A 15,744-nucleotide genomic window follows, 5' to 3' on the forward strand; every position below is an offset into this window, starting at 1 on the left:
GGATCCCTCCGGGGGCGGCGGCGTTCCGGCGTGCCGACCGGTTCAGCTCCCCTGGGCGGCGGCGAGGCTCGCGGGCCTCAGGTCGGTCCAGTTCTCCTCCACGTACGCGAGGCACGCCTCGCGGGTGCCGGGGCCCGCGACGGTGCGCCAGCCGGCCGGGACCTCGGCGAAGGACGGCCACATCGAGTGCTGGTTCTCGTCGTTGACGAGGACCAGGAAGGTGCCCTGCGGGTCCTCGAACGGGTTGGTCGTCATGCGGTGTCACTCCTCTGGGACGGTGCGGTGAACAGTGCGGACAGCGGCCGTTCCGGACGGGCCGCCGCGGTGCGCAGCAGCTGGAGCAGTTCGTCGGCGAGCCGCCGCGCCGTGGCGGTGCCGATCAGGTCGGTGGCGTGGACCAGGGCGCAGTGCACGGGGCCGTCGCCGCGCGGCTCGTGGAAGCCGAGGGTGAGCTCGGCGCGGGTCCGTCCGGTCGGGACGGTCCCCAGCGAGCCCACGCCGCCCTCCAGGCGGCTCAGGTCGGCCTCCTCGTGGTGGATCACCATGACCTGCGGTCCTTCGGCGGGCAGGCCGGTGGCCCGGGCGACCTCGTCGAAGGGGACGTCCTGCCGGTCGAGGGCGCCGAGCGTGGTCTCCCGCACCCGGGCCAGCAGTTCGGCGAAGGTCGGATCGCCCGCGGTGTCGGTGCGCAGCACGACGGTGTTGAGGAAGCTGCCGACCAGGTCGGCGAGCCGGTCGTCGGCGCGTCCCGCGACCATCGTGCCGAGGGGCAGGTCGGTGCCCGCTCCGTACCCGGTGAGCAGGGCCGCGAGCGCGGAGTGCAGCACCATGAACATGCTGGTGCCGGTGGTCCGGGCCAGTTCGTCGACGGCCGCGTGCAGCTTCTCGTCGAGGACGAAGCCGACGTGGTCCGCGGGCCGCCCCGCCGCGCCGGCGGCGCCGGGCCGCGGGCCGTCGGCGGGCAGGGCGAGTCGCCGCGGGACGTCCCGGAGGGTCTCCCGCCAGTAGGCGAGCTGCCGTCCGCCGCGGCTGTCGGGGTCGGCGGGGTCGCCGAGGACCTCGTGGGCCCAGCGGGTGTAGTCGGCGTACGAGACGGGCAGCGGCTCCCACACGGGCGCGCGGCCCCGGGTGCGGGCCGTGTAGGCGGTGGTGAGGTCGCGGAACAGCGGGACGACGGACCATTCGTCGACCGCCAGGTAGTGCAGGGCGAGCAGCAGGGCCTGCGTGCCGTCCCCGCCCGTGAGCAGGCGGGCCCGCAGCGGGGCCTCCCGCTCCGCGTCGAACGTCCCGGCGGCGAGTTCCCGCAGCCGGGCGTCCAGGTCGGCGCACTCCTCCGCGACCAGGACGGGGGCGTCGACGGGCCGCTGGTACACGGTGCCGTCCCGCTCCTCGAAGGCCGTGCGCAGCGGCGCGTGGCGGCCCGCCGTGTCGGCGAGGGCGGCGGCGAGCGCGTCCGCGTCGAAGCCGTCGGCGGCGCGCAGGACCAGCGCGTGGTCGAAGCCGGGGGCGCGGCGGTGGGCCCCCCACTGGGGGCGCTGGCCGGGCGCGAGCGGCAGCGGCTCGTCCCCGCGTCCGGAGGGGCGGAGCGCCGGGCGGGCGGCGGCCGCGCCGTCGAGCTTGGCCGCGAGGCCGGCGACGGTGAGGGCGTCGAAGACGTCCCGGATGCCGAGTTCGACGCCGAACTCCGTGCGGATGCGGCCGAGGAGCCGCATGGCGGCCATCGAGTGGCCGCCGAGCGCGAAGAAGTCGTCGTGCACGCCGACGCCGTCGAGCCGGAGGATCTCGCGGAACAGCCCGGCGAGGCGGGTCTGCGTCCCGGTGGCCGGGCGGCCGTCCCCGGTCATCGCGGACCAGTCCGGGGCGGGCAGTGCCTTGCGGTCCAGCTTGCCGTTGGGGGTCAGCGGCAGGGGGCCGTCGAGCGGCACCACGAGCGCGGGCACCATGTACTCGGGCAGCAGGCCGGCGAGGTGGGCCCGCAGTTCCCGGGGGTCGAGGTCGCCCGACTCGGGGACCGCGTAGCCGACGATGCGGACGATGTCCCCGTCGCGGTCGGGCAGGACGGCGGCCTGGGCGACCGCGGGGTGCCCGGCGAGGGCCGCCTCGATCTCGCCCAGTTCGATGCGGAAGCCGCGCACCTTCACCTGGGTGTCGACCCGGCCGAGGAAGTCGAGGTTGCCGTCGCGGCGCCAGCGGGCCCGGTCGCCGGTGCGGTACATCCGGCCGCCCGGCGCGCCGTACGGGTCGGCGACGAACCGCTCGGAGGTCAGGCCGGGCTTGCCGAGGTAGCCGCGGGCGAGGCCGCGCCCGGCGACGTACAGCTCGCCCGCCACGCCGGGCGGCACGGGCCGCAGGTGCGCGTCGAGCACGTAGGCGCGGGTGTTGGGGTCGGGGCGGCCGATCGGGACGCGGCCGGCCGGGGTGGAGCCGTGCTCGCGGGCGGGCCAGAGCGTGGAGTTGACCGTCGCCTCGGTGAGTCCGTAGGCGCAGATCAGGTCGGCCGTGGCGCCGAACCGCTCGAACAGGTCCGGCGGCACGGTCTCGGTGCCGACGAGGACGGTGGCCCCCTCGGGGAGGGCGCAGCCGGGCGGCAGCGCCGACACCAGCGACGGGGGCAGGATCATGTGGGTGATCCGCTGGTCCGCGAGGAAGTCGGTGAGCGCCGGTCCGGCGACCCGCGCCTCGTCCGTGATCAGGACGAGCCGTCCGCCGTGGCACAGCGCCATCGCCAGCTCGAACGCGAAGACGTCGAAGCCGATCGAGGCGAACTGGAGCACCCGGCTGTCGGGGCGCAGCCCCATGCGGTCGACGGCGGTCGCGACGAGGCTGGCGATGCCCTCGTGGGGCACGACCACGCCCTTGGGCCGGCCGGTGGAACCGGAGGTGTAGATCACGTAGGCGGCCCGGTCGAGGGCGATCGGGGCCTTCTCCAGGGGCCGTTCGGGGAGGGCGTCGAGGGCGGCGGCCGTGTCGGGGGCGTCGAGCAGGACGACGGGTACGCCCGGCACGTCGGGGATCTTCCCGGCGACCGGTTCGGTGCCGACCACGAGGGCGGCTCCCGAGTCCTCGATCATGTACGCGAGCCGGTCGGCCGGGTGGGCGAGGTCGAGCGGCAGGAAGGCGGCGCCCAGCTTCAGGGCCGCGAGCACCGCGGCGACCATGTCCACGGACCGGGGCACGGCCACGCCGACGACGCTCTCGGCTCCGGCGCCGCGTGCGGCGAGCAGCCGGGTGAGGCGGTCGGCGCGGGCGTCGAGCTGGGCGTACGTGACGGAGCGGGCGCGGTCGACGACGGCGACGGCGTCGGGTCGCTCGGCGAGCCGCCGGGCGAACAGGGCCGGGAACGACTCCTCCTCGACCGCGCGCGGCAGGCCGTTGAAGCCCTCCAGGACGAGCCGGCGCTCTTCGGCGGTGAGGATCTCGGCCTGCGACAGGGGCCGTTCGGGCGCGGCGACGAGGGCGGCGACGAGCCGGCGGAGCCGGTCGCCGAGCTCCGCGGCGGTCTCCGGGTCGAACAGCTCGGTGGCGTACTCCAGGCGGCAGCCGAGGGAGCCGGGGCCGCCGTCGGCCGGGGTGTGCTCGGTGAAGGCGAACACGAGGTCGAACTTGGCGGAGCGGATCCGGAACGGCACGTACTCCACGTCGAGTCCGGGCAGGGCCCGCTCCTCGCCGGTCCGGGCGTGGTAGCCGACCATCACCTGGAAGAGCGGGTTGCGGGAGAGCGAGCGCGTCGGGTTGAGCGCCTCGACGACGGCCTCGAAGGGCACGTCGGCGTGGGAGAACGCGGCGAGGTCGGTCTCGCGGACGCGGGCGAGCAGTTCGGTGAAGCCGGGGTCGCCGCTCAGGTCGGTGCGCAGCACGAGCGTGTTGACGAAGAAGCCGACCAGCTCGTCGAGGGCTTCGTGGCCGCGTCCGGCGATGGGCGCGCCGAGCGGGATGTCGGTGCCGGCGCCCAGGCGGTGCAGCAGGGCGGCCACGGCCGCGTGCGCCACCATGAACATGCTGGCGCCGGTCTCCCGGGCGAGCCGCTTGAGGCCCTCGTGGGTCGCGGCGTCGAACGCGAGGTCCAGTTCGGCTCCGGTGAAGGCCGGGCGGGCGGGCCGGGGCCGGTCCGTGGGGAGCTCCAGCTCCTCGGGGACGCCGGCCAGCGTCGTGCGCCAGTAGGCCAGTTGTCGCGCGGCGAGGCTGCCGTCGTCGGCCGGGTCGCCGAGGAGCCGCTGCTGCCAGAGCGCGTAGTCGGCGTACTGCACCGGCAGCGGCTGCCACGCGGGTGCCTCGCCGCGGGTGCGGGCGGCGTAGGCGGCGGCCAGGTCGCGGAGGAAGGGGCGGTCCGACCACTCGTCGGTGGTGATGTGGTGCAGCAGCAGGACGACGACGTGGTCCTCGGGTCCCAGCTCCACGAGGGTGGCCCGCAGGGGCGGTTCGGCGGCGAGGTCGAAGGGGCGGTTGACGGCCGCGTCGACGATGCCGGGGAGCTCGTCCTCGGTGGCGCGGACCGTGCCGACCACCGGGCGCGCCTCCTCGGCGGGGAGCACCCGCTGGAGCGTCCGGCCGTCCGGGGTCGTGAAGAAGAGCGTGCGCAGCGCTTCATGACGTTCCGTCACGTCGGCGAGGGCGGCACGCCACGCCGCGGCGTCGAGGGCGCCGCGCATCCGCAGGACCAGCGGGAAGTTGTAGGCGGCCGAGGCGCACTCGATCTGCTGGATGACCCAGAGGCGCTGCTGGGCGTGGGAGAGCGGCAGTTCGTCGGGGCGTTCGCCGGCCGTCGGCGCGGGGCGGGCCGCGCCGGCGGCGCGGCCCGCCCGCTCCGCCAGTTCGGCGACGGTGGGGGCCTCGAACAGGTCCCGGATGGCGAGTTCGGTGTCGAGGGCGGTCCGGGCGCGGCTGACGAGCCGGGTGGCGAGGAGGGAGTGGCCGCCGAGCTCGAAGAAGTCGCCGTCGATGCCGACGCTGCCCCCGGGCAGGCCGAGGACCTCGGCGAAGAGGGCGCACAGCGTCTCCTCGCGCGGGGTGCGCGGCGGGCGGCCGGTCGTGGTGCCCGTGCCCCCTGGATGCGTGAAAAGGGCCGGCGCGGGCAGGGCCCGGACGTCGAGCTTGCCGTTGACGGTCAGCGGCAGGGCGTCGACGGCGGTGAGCGCGGGCGGCACCATGTAGTCGGGCAGCCCGGCCTTCAGGTGGTCGCGCAGGCGCTGGAGCAGTTCCTCGCCGGCCTCGGTGCCCGCCTCGGGGACGACGTAGCCGGCGAGGCGCTTGGTGCCGGTGGACCCGTCGACGACGACGGCGGCGTGCGCGACCGCCGGGTGGGCGGACAGGGCGCTCGCGATCTCGCCGAGTTCGATGCGGTAGCCGCGGATCTTGACCTGGTCGTCGGTGCGGCCGAGGAAGTCGAGCAGTCCGTCGGGGCGCTGCCGGACGAGGTCTCCGGTGCGGTACATGCGCTCGCCGGGCTCGCCGAAGGGATCGGCGACGAACCGTTCGGCGGTCAGGCCGGGCCGGTCGTGGTAGCCGCGGGCGAGGCCGGTGCCGGCGATGTACAGCTCGCCGGGGGTGCCGGGCGGGACGGGTCGCAGCATGGCGTCGAGGACGTGGGCGCGGGTGTTGCGGATCGGCACGCCGACCGTGGAGGTGGCGCTGTCCGTCGTCGAACCGCCGAGGGTGTTGATGGTGTACTCGGTGGGTCCGTACAGGTTGTAGCCGTAGGTGCCCTCGGTGCGGCGCAGCCGGTCCCAGACGGTGTCGGGGACGGCCTCGCCGCCGAGCAGCACGAGGGCGGGCCGGTGCTTCCCGGCGGCCTCGTCGTGGTCGAGCAGGCCTTCCTCGACGAGGAGCTGGGCGTAGGTGGGCGTCACGTTGACGACGTCGACGCGGTGGGCGTCGCAGTAGGCGACCAGTGCCTCGGCGTCACGGCGCAGTTCCTCGTCGCAGACGTGGACCTCGTGGCCCTCGACGAGCCAGAGCAGCTCCTCCCACGACATGTCGAAGGCGAAGGAGACGGTGTGCGCGATGCGCAGCCGCCGTCCGCCCGCGGACGCGATCGCCGGGTCGAAGATCTTCTTCTGGTGGTTGAGCTGCATGTTCGTCAGTCCCCGGTAGGGGGTGACGACGCCCTTGGGCCGGCCGGTGGAGCCCGAGGTGTAGATGATGTACGCCGGGTGTTCCAGGCGGTCCGGGAGGTCGTGCGCGAACGCGGGCCGCTCGGCGTCGGTGACCGTGTCGCCGGGCAGGGCGTCCAGTTCGGCGGCCACGGCCTCGTCGTCCAGGAGGAGTTCGGGGGCGGCCGGGCCGTCGGGGCCGCGCAGGGCCGGGGCGACGGCCGTGGTGGAGACGAGGCACAGCGGTCCGGTGTCCTCGACCATCAGCCGCAGCCGGTCCGCCGGGTGGTCCAGGTCGAGCGGCAGGTAGGCGGCGCCGGTCCGCAGGACGGCGAAGAGGGCCGCGACCATGTCGAGGGAGCGGGGCAGCGCGAGCGCCACGGCCTTCTCCGGTCCGGCGCCCCGGGCGAGCAGCAGCCGGGCCATCCGGTTGATGCGGGCGTCCAGTTCGGCGTACGTGAGGGCGCGGTCGCCGAAGACCAGGGCCACGGCGTCCGGGGTGCGGGCCACCTGGGCGGTCAGCATGTCGGCGACGGTCTCGTTCGGGACGGGCTCGCGGCTGGCGTCCCACCCGGCCGTGAGGGCCGCGCGTTCCGGGGGCAGCAGCAGGTCCACGGCGGCGGTCCGGGCCGAGGCGGCGCCGGGGGCGTCGAGCAGGGCGCCGAGCCTCTCCAGGACGGTGGTGAAGCGGCTCAGGACGGTCGCGGACGCCTCCGCGTCGAAGAGGTCGGGCCGGGCCGCCAGGGTGACCCGGAGCCGGGTCTCGGGGGTGACGATCAGGGTCAGCGGGAAGTGGGTGCCGTCCACGTTCGACACGCCCGTGATGCCGTGCCGCCTGCGCAGTTCGGCGGCCCGGTCCTCGCCGTCGGCGGAGCGGAGCACGAAGAGGGTGTCGAAGAGGCGGCGGTGCCCGGCCTCCTGCTGGAGGGTGCCGAGGCCCACGTACTCGTACGGCATGACGGCGGCGCGTTCGGACTGCGTCCGCCGCAGCAGGTCGAGCAGCGGCTCGTCCGGGGCGAAGGCGATCCGGGCGGGGACCGTGTTGAGGAACATGCCGATGATGCCGGCGGCGTTCGGCACGTCGGCGGGCCGTCCGGCGACCGCGGTGCCGAAGGCGACGTCACCGCGCCCGGTCAGCGCGGACAGGACCAGGCCCCAGGCGGCGTTGAGCACGGTGTTGAGGGTGAGGCCGTGCCGGCGGGCGAGGGCGCGCAGCCGGTCGCTGGACTCCCGGGACAGGACGGCGTGGTGGTCGGCGGGGATGACGGGGCCCGCGTCGCGGCCGGCCGGGGCGACGAGCGTCGGCTCGTCGAAGCCGGCGAGGGCCTCGCGCCAGGCGCCGACGGCGCGGGCGGTGTCCTGCCGGTCCAGCCAGGCCAGGTAGTCGCGGTACGAGCCGGGGGCGGGCAGGCCGGTGGTGTCGCCGGACCGCTCGTACAGGGTGAACAGTTCCTCCAGGAACAGCCAGGCGGACCAGCCGTCCCAGAGGATGAGGTGGTGGGTGACGACGAGCCGGTCCCGGCCGTCGCCGAGCCGGATCAGCCGGAGGCGGCAGAGCGGCGGCGCGGACAGGTCGAAGCGCCGCCGCCGGTCGGCGGCGAGCAGCTCGTCGACGCGCGCGGTCCGCTCCTCCGGGGCGAGCCCGGTCAGGTCGGTCACGGTGAGCGGGATCTCGGCGCCGTCGGCGATGAACTGCACGGGCCGGGGCAGGCCGTCGCTGGTGAACCCGGCGCGCAGTCCGGCGTTGCGTGCGAGGAGGGCACGGCAGGCGGCGCGCAGCCGGTCCTCGTCCAGGCGGTGGTCGAGGTCCAGGGTCTCCTGGGAGAGGTAGACGTCGAGGGCGTCGCCGCTGTCGTAGGTGGCGTGGAAGTACATGCCCTCCTGGAGCGGGGAGAGCGGCCACACGTCGGCGACGGTGAGCCCGGCGGCGACGGCCTCGACGCGGGCGGTCTCCTCCGGCGTGAGGTCGAGGCCGCCCAGGGGGGCGGGGGCGGGGGGCCCGGCCGGGGCGGCGGCGGTCAGCCGGTCGAGCAGGGCCCGCAGGGCCGGGTCGACGGCGGCGCCGGACCGGGCCTGCGCGGCGAGCACGGCCTGGAGCGCGGCGGCGGCCTGCCCGGCGTCGGACGCGGAGACGGTCACGCCGGCGGCCGGAGCCCCGGGAGTTCCGGGAGCGGTTCCGTCGGCGGGCTCGGCGGGCTCCCGCGCGGCCGTCGCGGCGAGCGCGGCGGGCGTGCGGTGCTCGAACACATCGCGCGGGCTGATGGTCAGTCCCCTTTCACGGGCCCGGGTGGTGACGGCGATCGAGGTGAGGCTGTCGCCGCCGAGCACGAAGAAGTCGTCGTCGGCGCCGATGCCCTCGGTTCCGAGGACCTCGGCGAAGATCCGGCAGAAGGCGCTCTCCCGCTCGTCGCGGGGGCCGCGTCCGCCGGCCCGGGGCGTGAACTCCGGTGACGGCAGGGCGTTCTGGTCGAGCTTGCCGCTCGGTGTCAGCGGCAGCTCGTCCAGGACCACGACGGCGCCGGGCACCATGGCGGCGGGCAGCACCTCGGCCAGCGCGGCGCGCAGGACCTCACCGTCCGGGGCCTTGCCGGGCGGGGCCCCACCGGGCGGGGCGTCTCCTCCGGGAGCCTCGCCCGCCGGGGTGGCGGCGGGCGCCGGGGTGGCGGCGGGCGCCGGGGTGGCGGCGGACGCCGGGACGGCGTAGCCGAGCAGGGCGCCGTCGCGGACGATCACGGCGGTGCGGCCGACGCCCGGCAGGGCGGCCAGCGCGGCCTCGATCTCGCCGGGTTCGACGCGGTTGCCGCGGATCTTGACCTGGCGGTCGGTGCGGCCGAGGTACTCGACGGCCCCGTCGGCACGGCGGCGGACCAGGTCGCCGGTGCGGTACATGCGCGCGCCGGGCTCGCCGAACGGGTCGGCGACGAACCGCTCGGCGGTCAGGCCGGACCGGCCGTGGTAGCCGCGGGCCAGCTGGACGCCGGCCAGGTACAGCTCGCCGGGGACGCCGTCGGGCACGGGGCGCAGGAACGGGTCGAGCACGTGCAGCCGGGTGTTCCAGACGGGCCGGCCGATGGGGACGGCGAGTTCCGCCCCGCCCCCGTACGGGAAGGAGGTGACGTCGACGGCCGCCTCGGTGGGACCGTAGAGGTTGTGCAGCGGCACGGGGCCGTGCGCGGAGCCGGCGGTGAGCTCCGACCAGCGCCGGGCCTGGGCGCCGGTGAGCGCCTCTCCGCTGCAGAACACCCGCCGCAGGCTCGCCGCCCAGTCGGGCGCGCCGCCCTCGGCCTCCATGGCCTGGGTGAAGGCGGCCAGCATCGAGGGGACGAAGTGCGCCGTCGTGATCCGCCGGGAGTGGATGAGCCCGGCGAGGTGGGCGGGGTCGCGGTGGCCGTCCGGGCGGGCGAGGACGACGGTGGCCCCCGCGGTGAGCGCCCAGAAGAACTCCCACACGGACACGTCGAAGCTCGACGGGGTCTTCTGCAGCACCCGGTCGTCGGCGGTGAGCCCGTACGCGTCCTGCATCCAGGCGAGCCGGTTGACGATGGCCCGGTGGGTGACGGCGACGCCCTTGGGGCGGCCGGTGGAGCCGGAGGTGTAGATGAGGTACGCGGGGTGGTCGGGCCCGGCGGGCCGGCCGGGCGCGCCGGCACCGGCACCGGCACCGGCCGCGTCCTCCCGGCCGAGGACGAGCGGGGCGACGCCGGCCACGTCCGGCAGCCGGTGGACGGCGTCGGCGGTCGTCACGACGGTCCGCGCGCCGGAGTCGGCCAGCATGTGCGCGACGCGTTCGGCCGGATAGTCCAGGTCGAGGGGCAGATAGGCGGCGCCCGCCTTGAGGACGCCGAGGAGGGCGACCATCAGCTCGGCCGAGCGGGGCACGGCGACCGCGACGTACTCCTCCGGGCCCGTCCCGTCGGCGCGGAGCCGGGCGGCCAGGGCCTCGGCGCGCCGGTCGAGTGCGGCGTAGGTGAGGGTGGTGGACTCGAAGACGACGGCGGGGGCGTCCGGGGTGCGGGCCGTCTGCGCGGCGATGAGCGAGACGAGGGTGGCGTCGGGGACCTCGTGCGCGGTGGCGTTCGACGCGGCGAGGTGGTCGCGCTCGCGGCCGGAGAGCACGTCGGTCCGGGCGACCGCGCGTCCGGGCTCGGCCACCAGGGTGCGCAGCAGCGCGGTGAACCGGCGGGCGAGGACGGCCACGGTCAGCCCGTCGAGGCGGGCGGCATCGTGCTTGAACCGCAGCAGCAGGCCGTCGCCCGGCTCGACGACGAGGGCCAGCGGATAGTGCACGGCGTCGAGGACCTCGGCGCCGGTGATGCGCGGGGCGCCGGGCTCCGTGCCGTCCCCCGGGTCTCCGGCCGGGTAGTTCTCCAGGACCACGAGGGTGTCGAAGAGCTCCCCGCCGCCCGCGAGCCGCTGGATGTCGGCGAGGCCGAGGTGCTGGTGGTCGAGGAGGGCGGCGTGCTCGTCCTGGACGCGGCGCAGGAGGCCGGCCAGTGACTCCTCGGGGCGCAGGGTGACGCGGGCCGGGACGGTGTTGATGAACAGGCCGACGGCGGAGTCGAGCCCGGGGACCTCGGTCGTCCGCCCGGAGACGGTGGTGCCGAGGACGACGTCGTGGCTGCCGGTGAGCGCGCCGAGGAGCAGGGCCCAGGTGCCGTGCAGGACGGTGGCGAGGGTGAGGCCGTGGGCGCGGGCGAAGGCGTGGAGCTCGGCGGTGAAGCCCTCGGGCAGCCGGGTGTCGACGTGCTCCGGCCTGGCGGGCGCCCGCTCCGCGTCCCCGGTCTCCCCTGCCGTGACCAGCCGGGTGGGCCCGTCCAGGCCGGCCAGGGCGGCGCGCCAGGCGTCGCGGGCGGCGTCCCGGTCCCGGGCGGCCAGCCACGACAGGTACGGCCGGGGGTCGACGGGGGCGGGCAGGGCGTCGCCCCGGTAGGCGGCGGTCAGTTCGCGCAGGAGGAGGGAGACGGACCAGCCGTCGGCGACGATGTGGTGCAGGGTGAGCAGGAGGCGGTGGCGCCGGCCGTCCCGGATCAGGGTGGCCCGCAGGAGCGGCGGCCGCGTCAGGTCGAAGCGTTCGGCGCGGTCGGCGGCGAGCAGGGCGTCGATGCCGGTCTCCGCCGTGTCGGCCTGCCGCCAGGGCAGCGTGACGCGGTCGGCGAGCCGCTGGACGACCGCGCCGCCGGGCAGCTGGTGACAGGAGGCGCGCAGCAGGGGGTGCCGGTCGAGGAGCAGCTGCAGGGCGCGGCGGAGCCGGTCGGGGTCCACGGGGCCGTCGAGGTCGAGGAGTTCCTGCACGACGTAGAGGTCGGCGGCGTCCTCGTCGAAGACGGCGTGGAAGTAGAAGCCCTCCTGGAGGGGGGAGACGGGCAGGGCGTCCTCGTCCAGGGCGGCCGGAGCGGCCGGGGCGGGCGGGGCGGGCGGGGCGGGCGGGGCGGGCGGGGCGGTCTCGCCGGCGGCCCGGGCGAGGGCGGCGACCGTGCGGAGGCGGAACACCTCGCGCGGGGTGACGGCGAGCCCGGCCTCGCGGGCGCGGTTGACGAACCGGATGGCGACGATGCTGTCGCCGCCGAGCTCGAAGAAGCTGTCGTGGACGCCGACCGAGGGCAGTCCGAGGACGTCGGCGAAGAGCGCGGCGAGCGTGGTCTCGGCCGGGCCCGTGGGCGCGTCGGCACCGCCGACGGCGGTCCAGCGCGGCTCGGGCAGGGCGCGCCTGTCGAGCTTGCCGTTGGGGGTGAGCGGCAGCGGCCCGTCGAGCACGACGACCGCGGACGGCACCATGTGGTCGGGCAGGACGTCCGCGGCGCGGGCGCGGGCGGCGGTGACGGCGGTTTCGGTGTCCGTGCCGTCCTCGCCCACCAGGTAGGCGACGAGGCGCTTGACGCCCCGGTGGTCCTCGCGGGCGAGGACGGCCGCCTGGGCGATGCCCGGGCAGGCCATGAACGCGCTCTCGATCTCGCCCGGTTCGATCCGGTGGCCGCGGATCTTGATCTGGCCGTCGGCACGGCCGAGGAACTCGATGTTGCCGTCGGCTCCCCAGCGGACGCGGTCGCCGGTGCGGTACATGCGCGCGCCGGGCTCGCCGAACGGGTCGGCGACGAACCGTTCCGCCGTCAGGCCGTGCCGGCCGAGGTAGCCGCGGGCGAGGCCGCGGCCGGCGACGTACAGCTCCCCCTCGGCGCCGACGGGGACCGGGCGGAGGGCCGTGTCGAGCACGTAGGCCCGGGTGTTGGGATCGGGGCGGCCGATCGGGGCCGGACCCGGGCGCGCCGGATCGGCGGGCCACAGCGTGGAGTTGACGCTCGCCTCGGTGAGCCCGTACGCGACGACGACCCGGACCCGCCCCGCCCAGCGGGCGATGAGCTCGCCGGGCACGGCCTCGGTGCCCACGACCAGGACGGCGCCGTCGGGCAGTTCGCACTCCGGGGGGAGCGCGGAGACCAGGGACGGCGGCAGGATCATGTGGGTGGCCCGGTGCCGTGCGATGTAGTCGGTCAGGGCGGGGCCGGCGACGCGGCGCTCGGCGGGGACGACGATGATCCGGCCGCCGACGCACAGCGACATGATCAGGTCCCAGACGGTCACGTCGAAGCCGACGGACGCGAACTGGACGACGCGGCTGGAGGCGGTGACGCCGATGCGGTCGGTGGCGGTGGCGACGAGACTGCCGACGCCGTCGTGCGGGACGACGACGCCCTTGGGGCGGCCGGTGGAGCCGGAGGTGTAGATGACGTACGCCGCCTGGTCCAGGGCGACCGGCACGCCGGGAGCGGTGGGGTCGAGGCGCGCGAGGGCGTCCGCGGTGGCGGGCTCGTCGAGCAGCAGGCGCGTGACGTCCGGCGCCTCCGGCAGGGCGGCGGCGAGTTCCCGTACGGTGATCACGGTGCGGGCACCGGCGTCGTCCAGCATGTAGGCGATGCGGTCCCGCGGATGGTCGGCGTCCAGCGGCAGGTAGGCGGCACCGGCCTTCATCACCGCCAGCAGGGCGACGACGAGCTCCGGCGAGCGCGGCAGGGCCACGGCGACGACGTCCTCGGCGCGGATCCCGCCGTCGGCCAGGTGGCGGGCGAGCCGGTTCGCGGCGGCGTCGAGCTCCGCGTACGTCAGCTCGCGCTCCTCGCAGACGAGCGCGACCGCGTCGGGCGAGCGGTGCGCCTGTGCCTCGAAGGCGGCGGGCCAGGAGAGTTCGGCGGTCTCGCGGGGAGCGACGCCGAACTCGTCGAGCAGGAGGGCGCGTTCGTCGTCGGAGGTGAGGTCGAGGCGGCCGACGGGGCGGTCCGGGTCCTCGGTGAAGGCGTGCAGCAGGGCCAGGAAGCGGCGTGCGTGGGCCCGCAGGGTGTCCTCGTCGCAGACGGCCGCGTCGGCGTCGAGGTGCACGGTGACGCCGTCCGCGCCGGGGGCCTCGCCGAAGCCGAAGGCCAGGTCGCTGACGGGGCCGAGCCATTCGGGACGGAGTTCGGCGACGCGGTCCCCGAAGCCCAGGTCGTCGGGACGGGGCAGGATGTTGACGGTGGGGCCGACGAGTTCGGTCACGCCGTCGACGAGCCCGAGCTCCTTGGCGAGGTCCTCGGCGCGGTAGCGGCCGTGCGCGACCGTCTCGGCGACGGCGTCGCCGACGTGGGCCACGAGGGCGGACGCGGTGGTGGCGGGCCGGACGGCCAGGCGCAGCGGGACGATGTTGGAGAGCATGCCGGGGACGGTGGCCGACACCTCGTCCTGCCGTGCCGCGACCGGCAGGCCGAGGACGAGGTCCTGCTCGCCGGTGACCCGGTGCAGGTACGCGGCCACGGCGGCGATCAGGACGCGCGAGGCGCGGGTGCCCGCGCGCTCGGCGGCCCGGCGCAGCCGTCCGGCCTCCTCGGCGGACAGCTCCACCGACCGCCTCAGCCGGCGGGTCGTGAGCGAGGGCGCCCGTTCGACCAGGCGGGCGGGTTCCGGCAGGCCGGCCAGGCGCTCCCGCCACCAGGCGCGCTCGGCCTCGTACCGCGCGGAGTCCCGGTGGGCCAGGTCGGCGTCGACCAGGCGCCGCAGGGACCAGTCCGGGCCCGCGGGGGCCCGCTCCCCCAGGGTGTAGAGCTCACCGGCGCGCCGGGAGAGCAGCGCGACGCCCCTGCCGTCGACGAGGATGTGGTGGTACCGCTGGTACCACCACACGCGGTCGTCGGCGAGCCGGAGCAGGGCCTGGGCGAAGAGCGGCCCGCCGGCCGGGTCGGCGGGCCGGTCCCGGTCGGCGGTGATCCACCCGTCGGCGGCCCGCTCCGCGTCGGCGGCGCCGCGCAGGTCGACGACCGGGACGTCGAAGGCGACGGCGACGGGCGTCTGCCGGGGCGTGCCGTCCTTCCCCGGCGCGATGCGCACGTGGAGGCACTCGGCCTCCGCGACGGCCTGCCGGACCGCGGCCCCGAGGCGGTCGAGGTCGACGGCGCCGCGCAGGTCCAGGGCGAAGACGATGTTGTAGGCGGAGCTGTCCGGTTCGATCTGCTGGGCCAGCCAGATGCCGGTCTGCCCGCCCGTCAGGGGCATCCCGGGCGCGGGTGTCCGGTCCGACTCGACGTCAAACATCGTACGTTGTGCCTTTCCCTGGCGGTGCGGCGGTGAGGGGCGGGGGCTACTTGGCGGCCGTCAGCAGCGGCTCGATCTCGTCGATGGCGTAGGGGATCGACAGGACGGTGTTGAAGGAGAACGCGGCGCCGATGTCCGGGTCCTGGTAGGGCACGAACAGGTCGCGCTTCTCCTGGTGGACCTTGAGCTTCTTGTAGAGCGGTTCGGCCTTGACGCGGTCGTTGGCGTCGGTGCTGGAGGTGACCCAGACGAGCCGGTCGACGTCGAGGACGTCCAGCTTCTCGGCGCTGAGCTCGGCGACGTTCCAGCCGGGCTTGGCGAGGGCGTCGATCTCGGGCTCGGCCTGGAAGCCGAGCTCCTTGAAGAAGATCGCCTTGGGGTCGGTCTTCGTGAAGGCCGAGTACTTGCCGGCCTCGAAGCTGTCGGCCACGACGAGGGTCTCGCTCGCCCGTTCGGGGTGCTTGGCGCGGGCGGCCGCGAAGCGGGCGTCGATGTCGGCGATCAGCTTCTCGGTCTCGGCCGTCCTGCCGAGGGACGTGCCGATCTGGCGGGTCATCACCTGCCAGGAGGCGCCGTAGTCGGGCACGCCCTTGGGCTGGGCGACCACCTTGGTGAACTTCGAGAGCGTGTCGTACTGCTCCTGCTTCATGCCGGAGTACTGCGCGATGACGAGGTCCGGCTTGAGCGCCGCGATCTTCTCGATGTTGTACTCGTCGCGCTCACCGACGATCTCCGGCTTCGTGGACCCCCACTTGTCCTTCGTCCAGGGCCACTTGCCGTACGGGTCCTCCTTGAACCAGTCCACCGCGCCGACCGGCTTGACGCCGAGCGCGAGGACGGCGTCCTGGTCGGAGAGGCCCAGCGTGACGACCCGCTGGGGCGCCTTGTCGATGGTGGTGCTGCCGTACTTGTGCTCCACCGTCACCGGGAAGGCGGCGGACGCGGTGTCCGCGCCGCCCGTGGCCTCCGGCTTCGCCCCGGACTTCTCCGGACCGCCCCCGCAGGCGGACAGGGCGAGCGCGGCGGCGGCGGCGACGGCGACGTGGGGCAGGCGTCTGAGGAACCGCGTCGGAGCGGGGCGCGTACCAGTGGACACAGT

Annotated in this window: 3 protein-coding genes; all 3 read right to left on the reverse strand. The window is 75.8% G+C overall.

The annotated features are described in order from the left end of the window. Window positions 1-42: 42 nt before the first annotated feature. From IE245_RS05090 to IE245_RS05100, 3 genes are read right to left on the reverse strand one after another with little or no spacing between them, the layout of a single operon-like run. Entirely contained in the window at window positions 43-255 is a 213-nt protein-coding gene (locus IE245_RS05090) for an MbtH family protein (RefSeq protein WP_189945500.1), read from the reverse strand. Continuing rightward, a complete protein-coding gene (locus IE245_RS05095; RefSeq protein ID WP_189945501.1) occupies window positions 252-14,645 on the reverse strand; it encodes a non-ribosomal peptide synthetase in 14,394 nt (4,797 codons plus the stop codon). Before IE245_RS05095 ends, IE245_RS05090 begins: the two co-directional genes overlap by 4 nt. 46 nt (window positions 14,646-14,691) lie before the next feature. After that, the gene (locus tag IE245_RS05100) at window positions 14,692-15,741 is read right to left on the reverse strand and encodes an iron-siderophore ABC transporter substrate-binding protein (protein WP_189945502.1); all 1,050 of its coding nucleotides are present in this window, start codon (window positions 15,739-15,741) and stop codon (window positions 14,692-14,694) included. Window positions 15,742-15,744: the final 3 nt, after the last annotated feature.

Origin of the sequence: Streptomyces roseolus, assembly GCF_014649855.1 — a bacterium.
Classification (GTDB): Bacteria; Actinomycetota; Actinomycetes; order Streptomycetales; family Streptomycetaceae; genus Streptomyces; species Streptomyces roseolus.

What these genes read in the sequence shown, in the direction of transcription:
- IE245_RS05095 (WP_189945501.1), bottom strand. Translation starts at nt 14,645, where the DNA reads ATGTTTGACGTCGAGTCGGACCGGACACCCGCGCCCGGGATGCCCCTG.
- IE245_RS05090 (WP_189945500.1), bottom strand. Translation starts at nt 255, where the DNA reads ATGACGACCAACCCGTTCGAGGACCCGCAGGGCACCTTCCTGGTCCTC.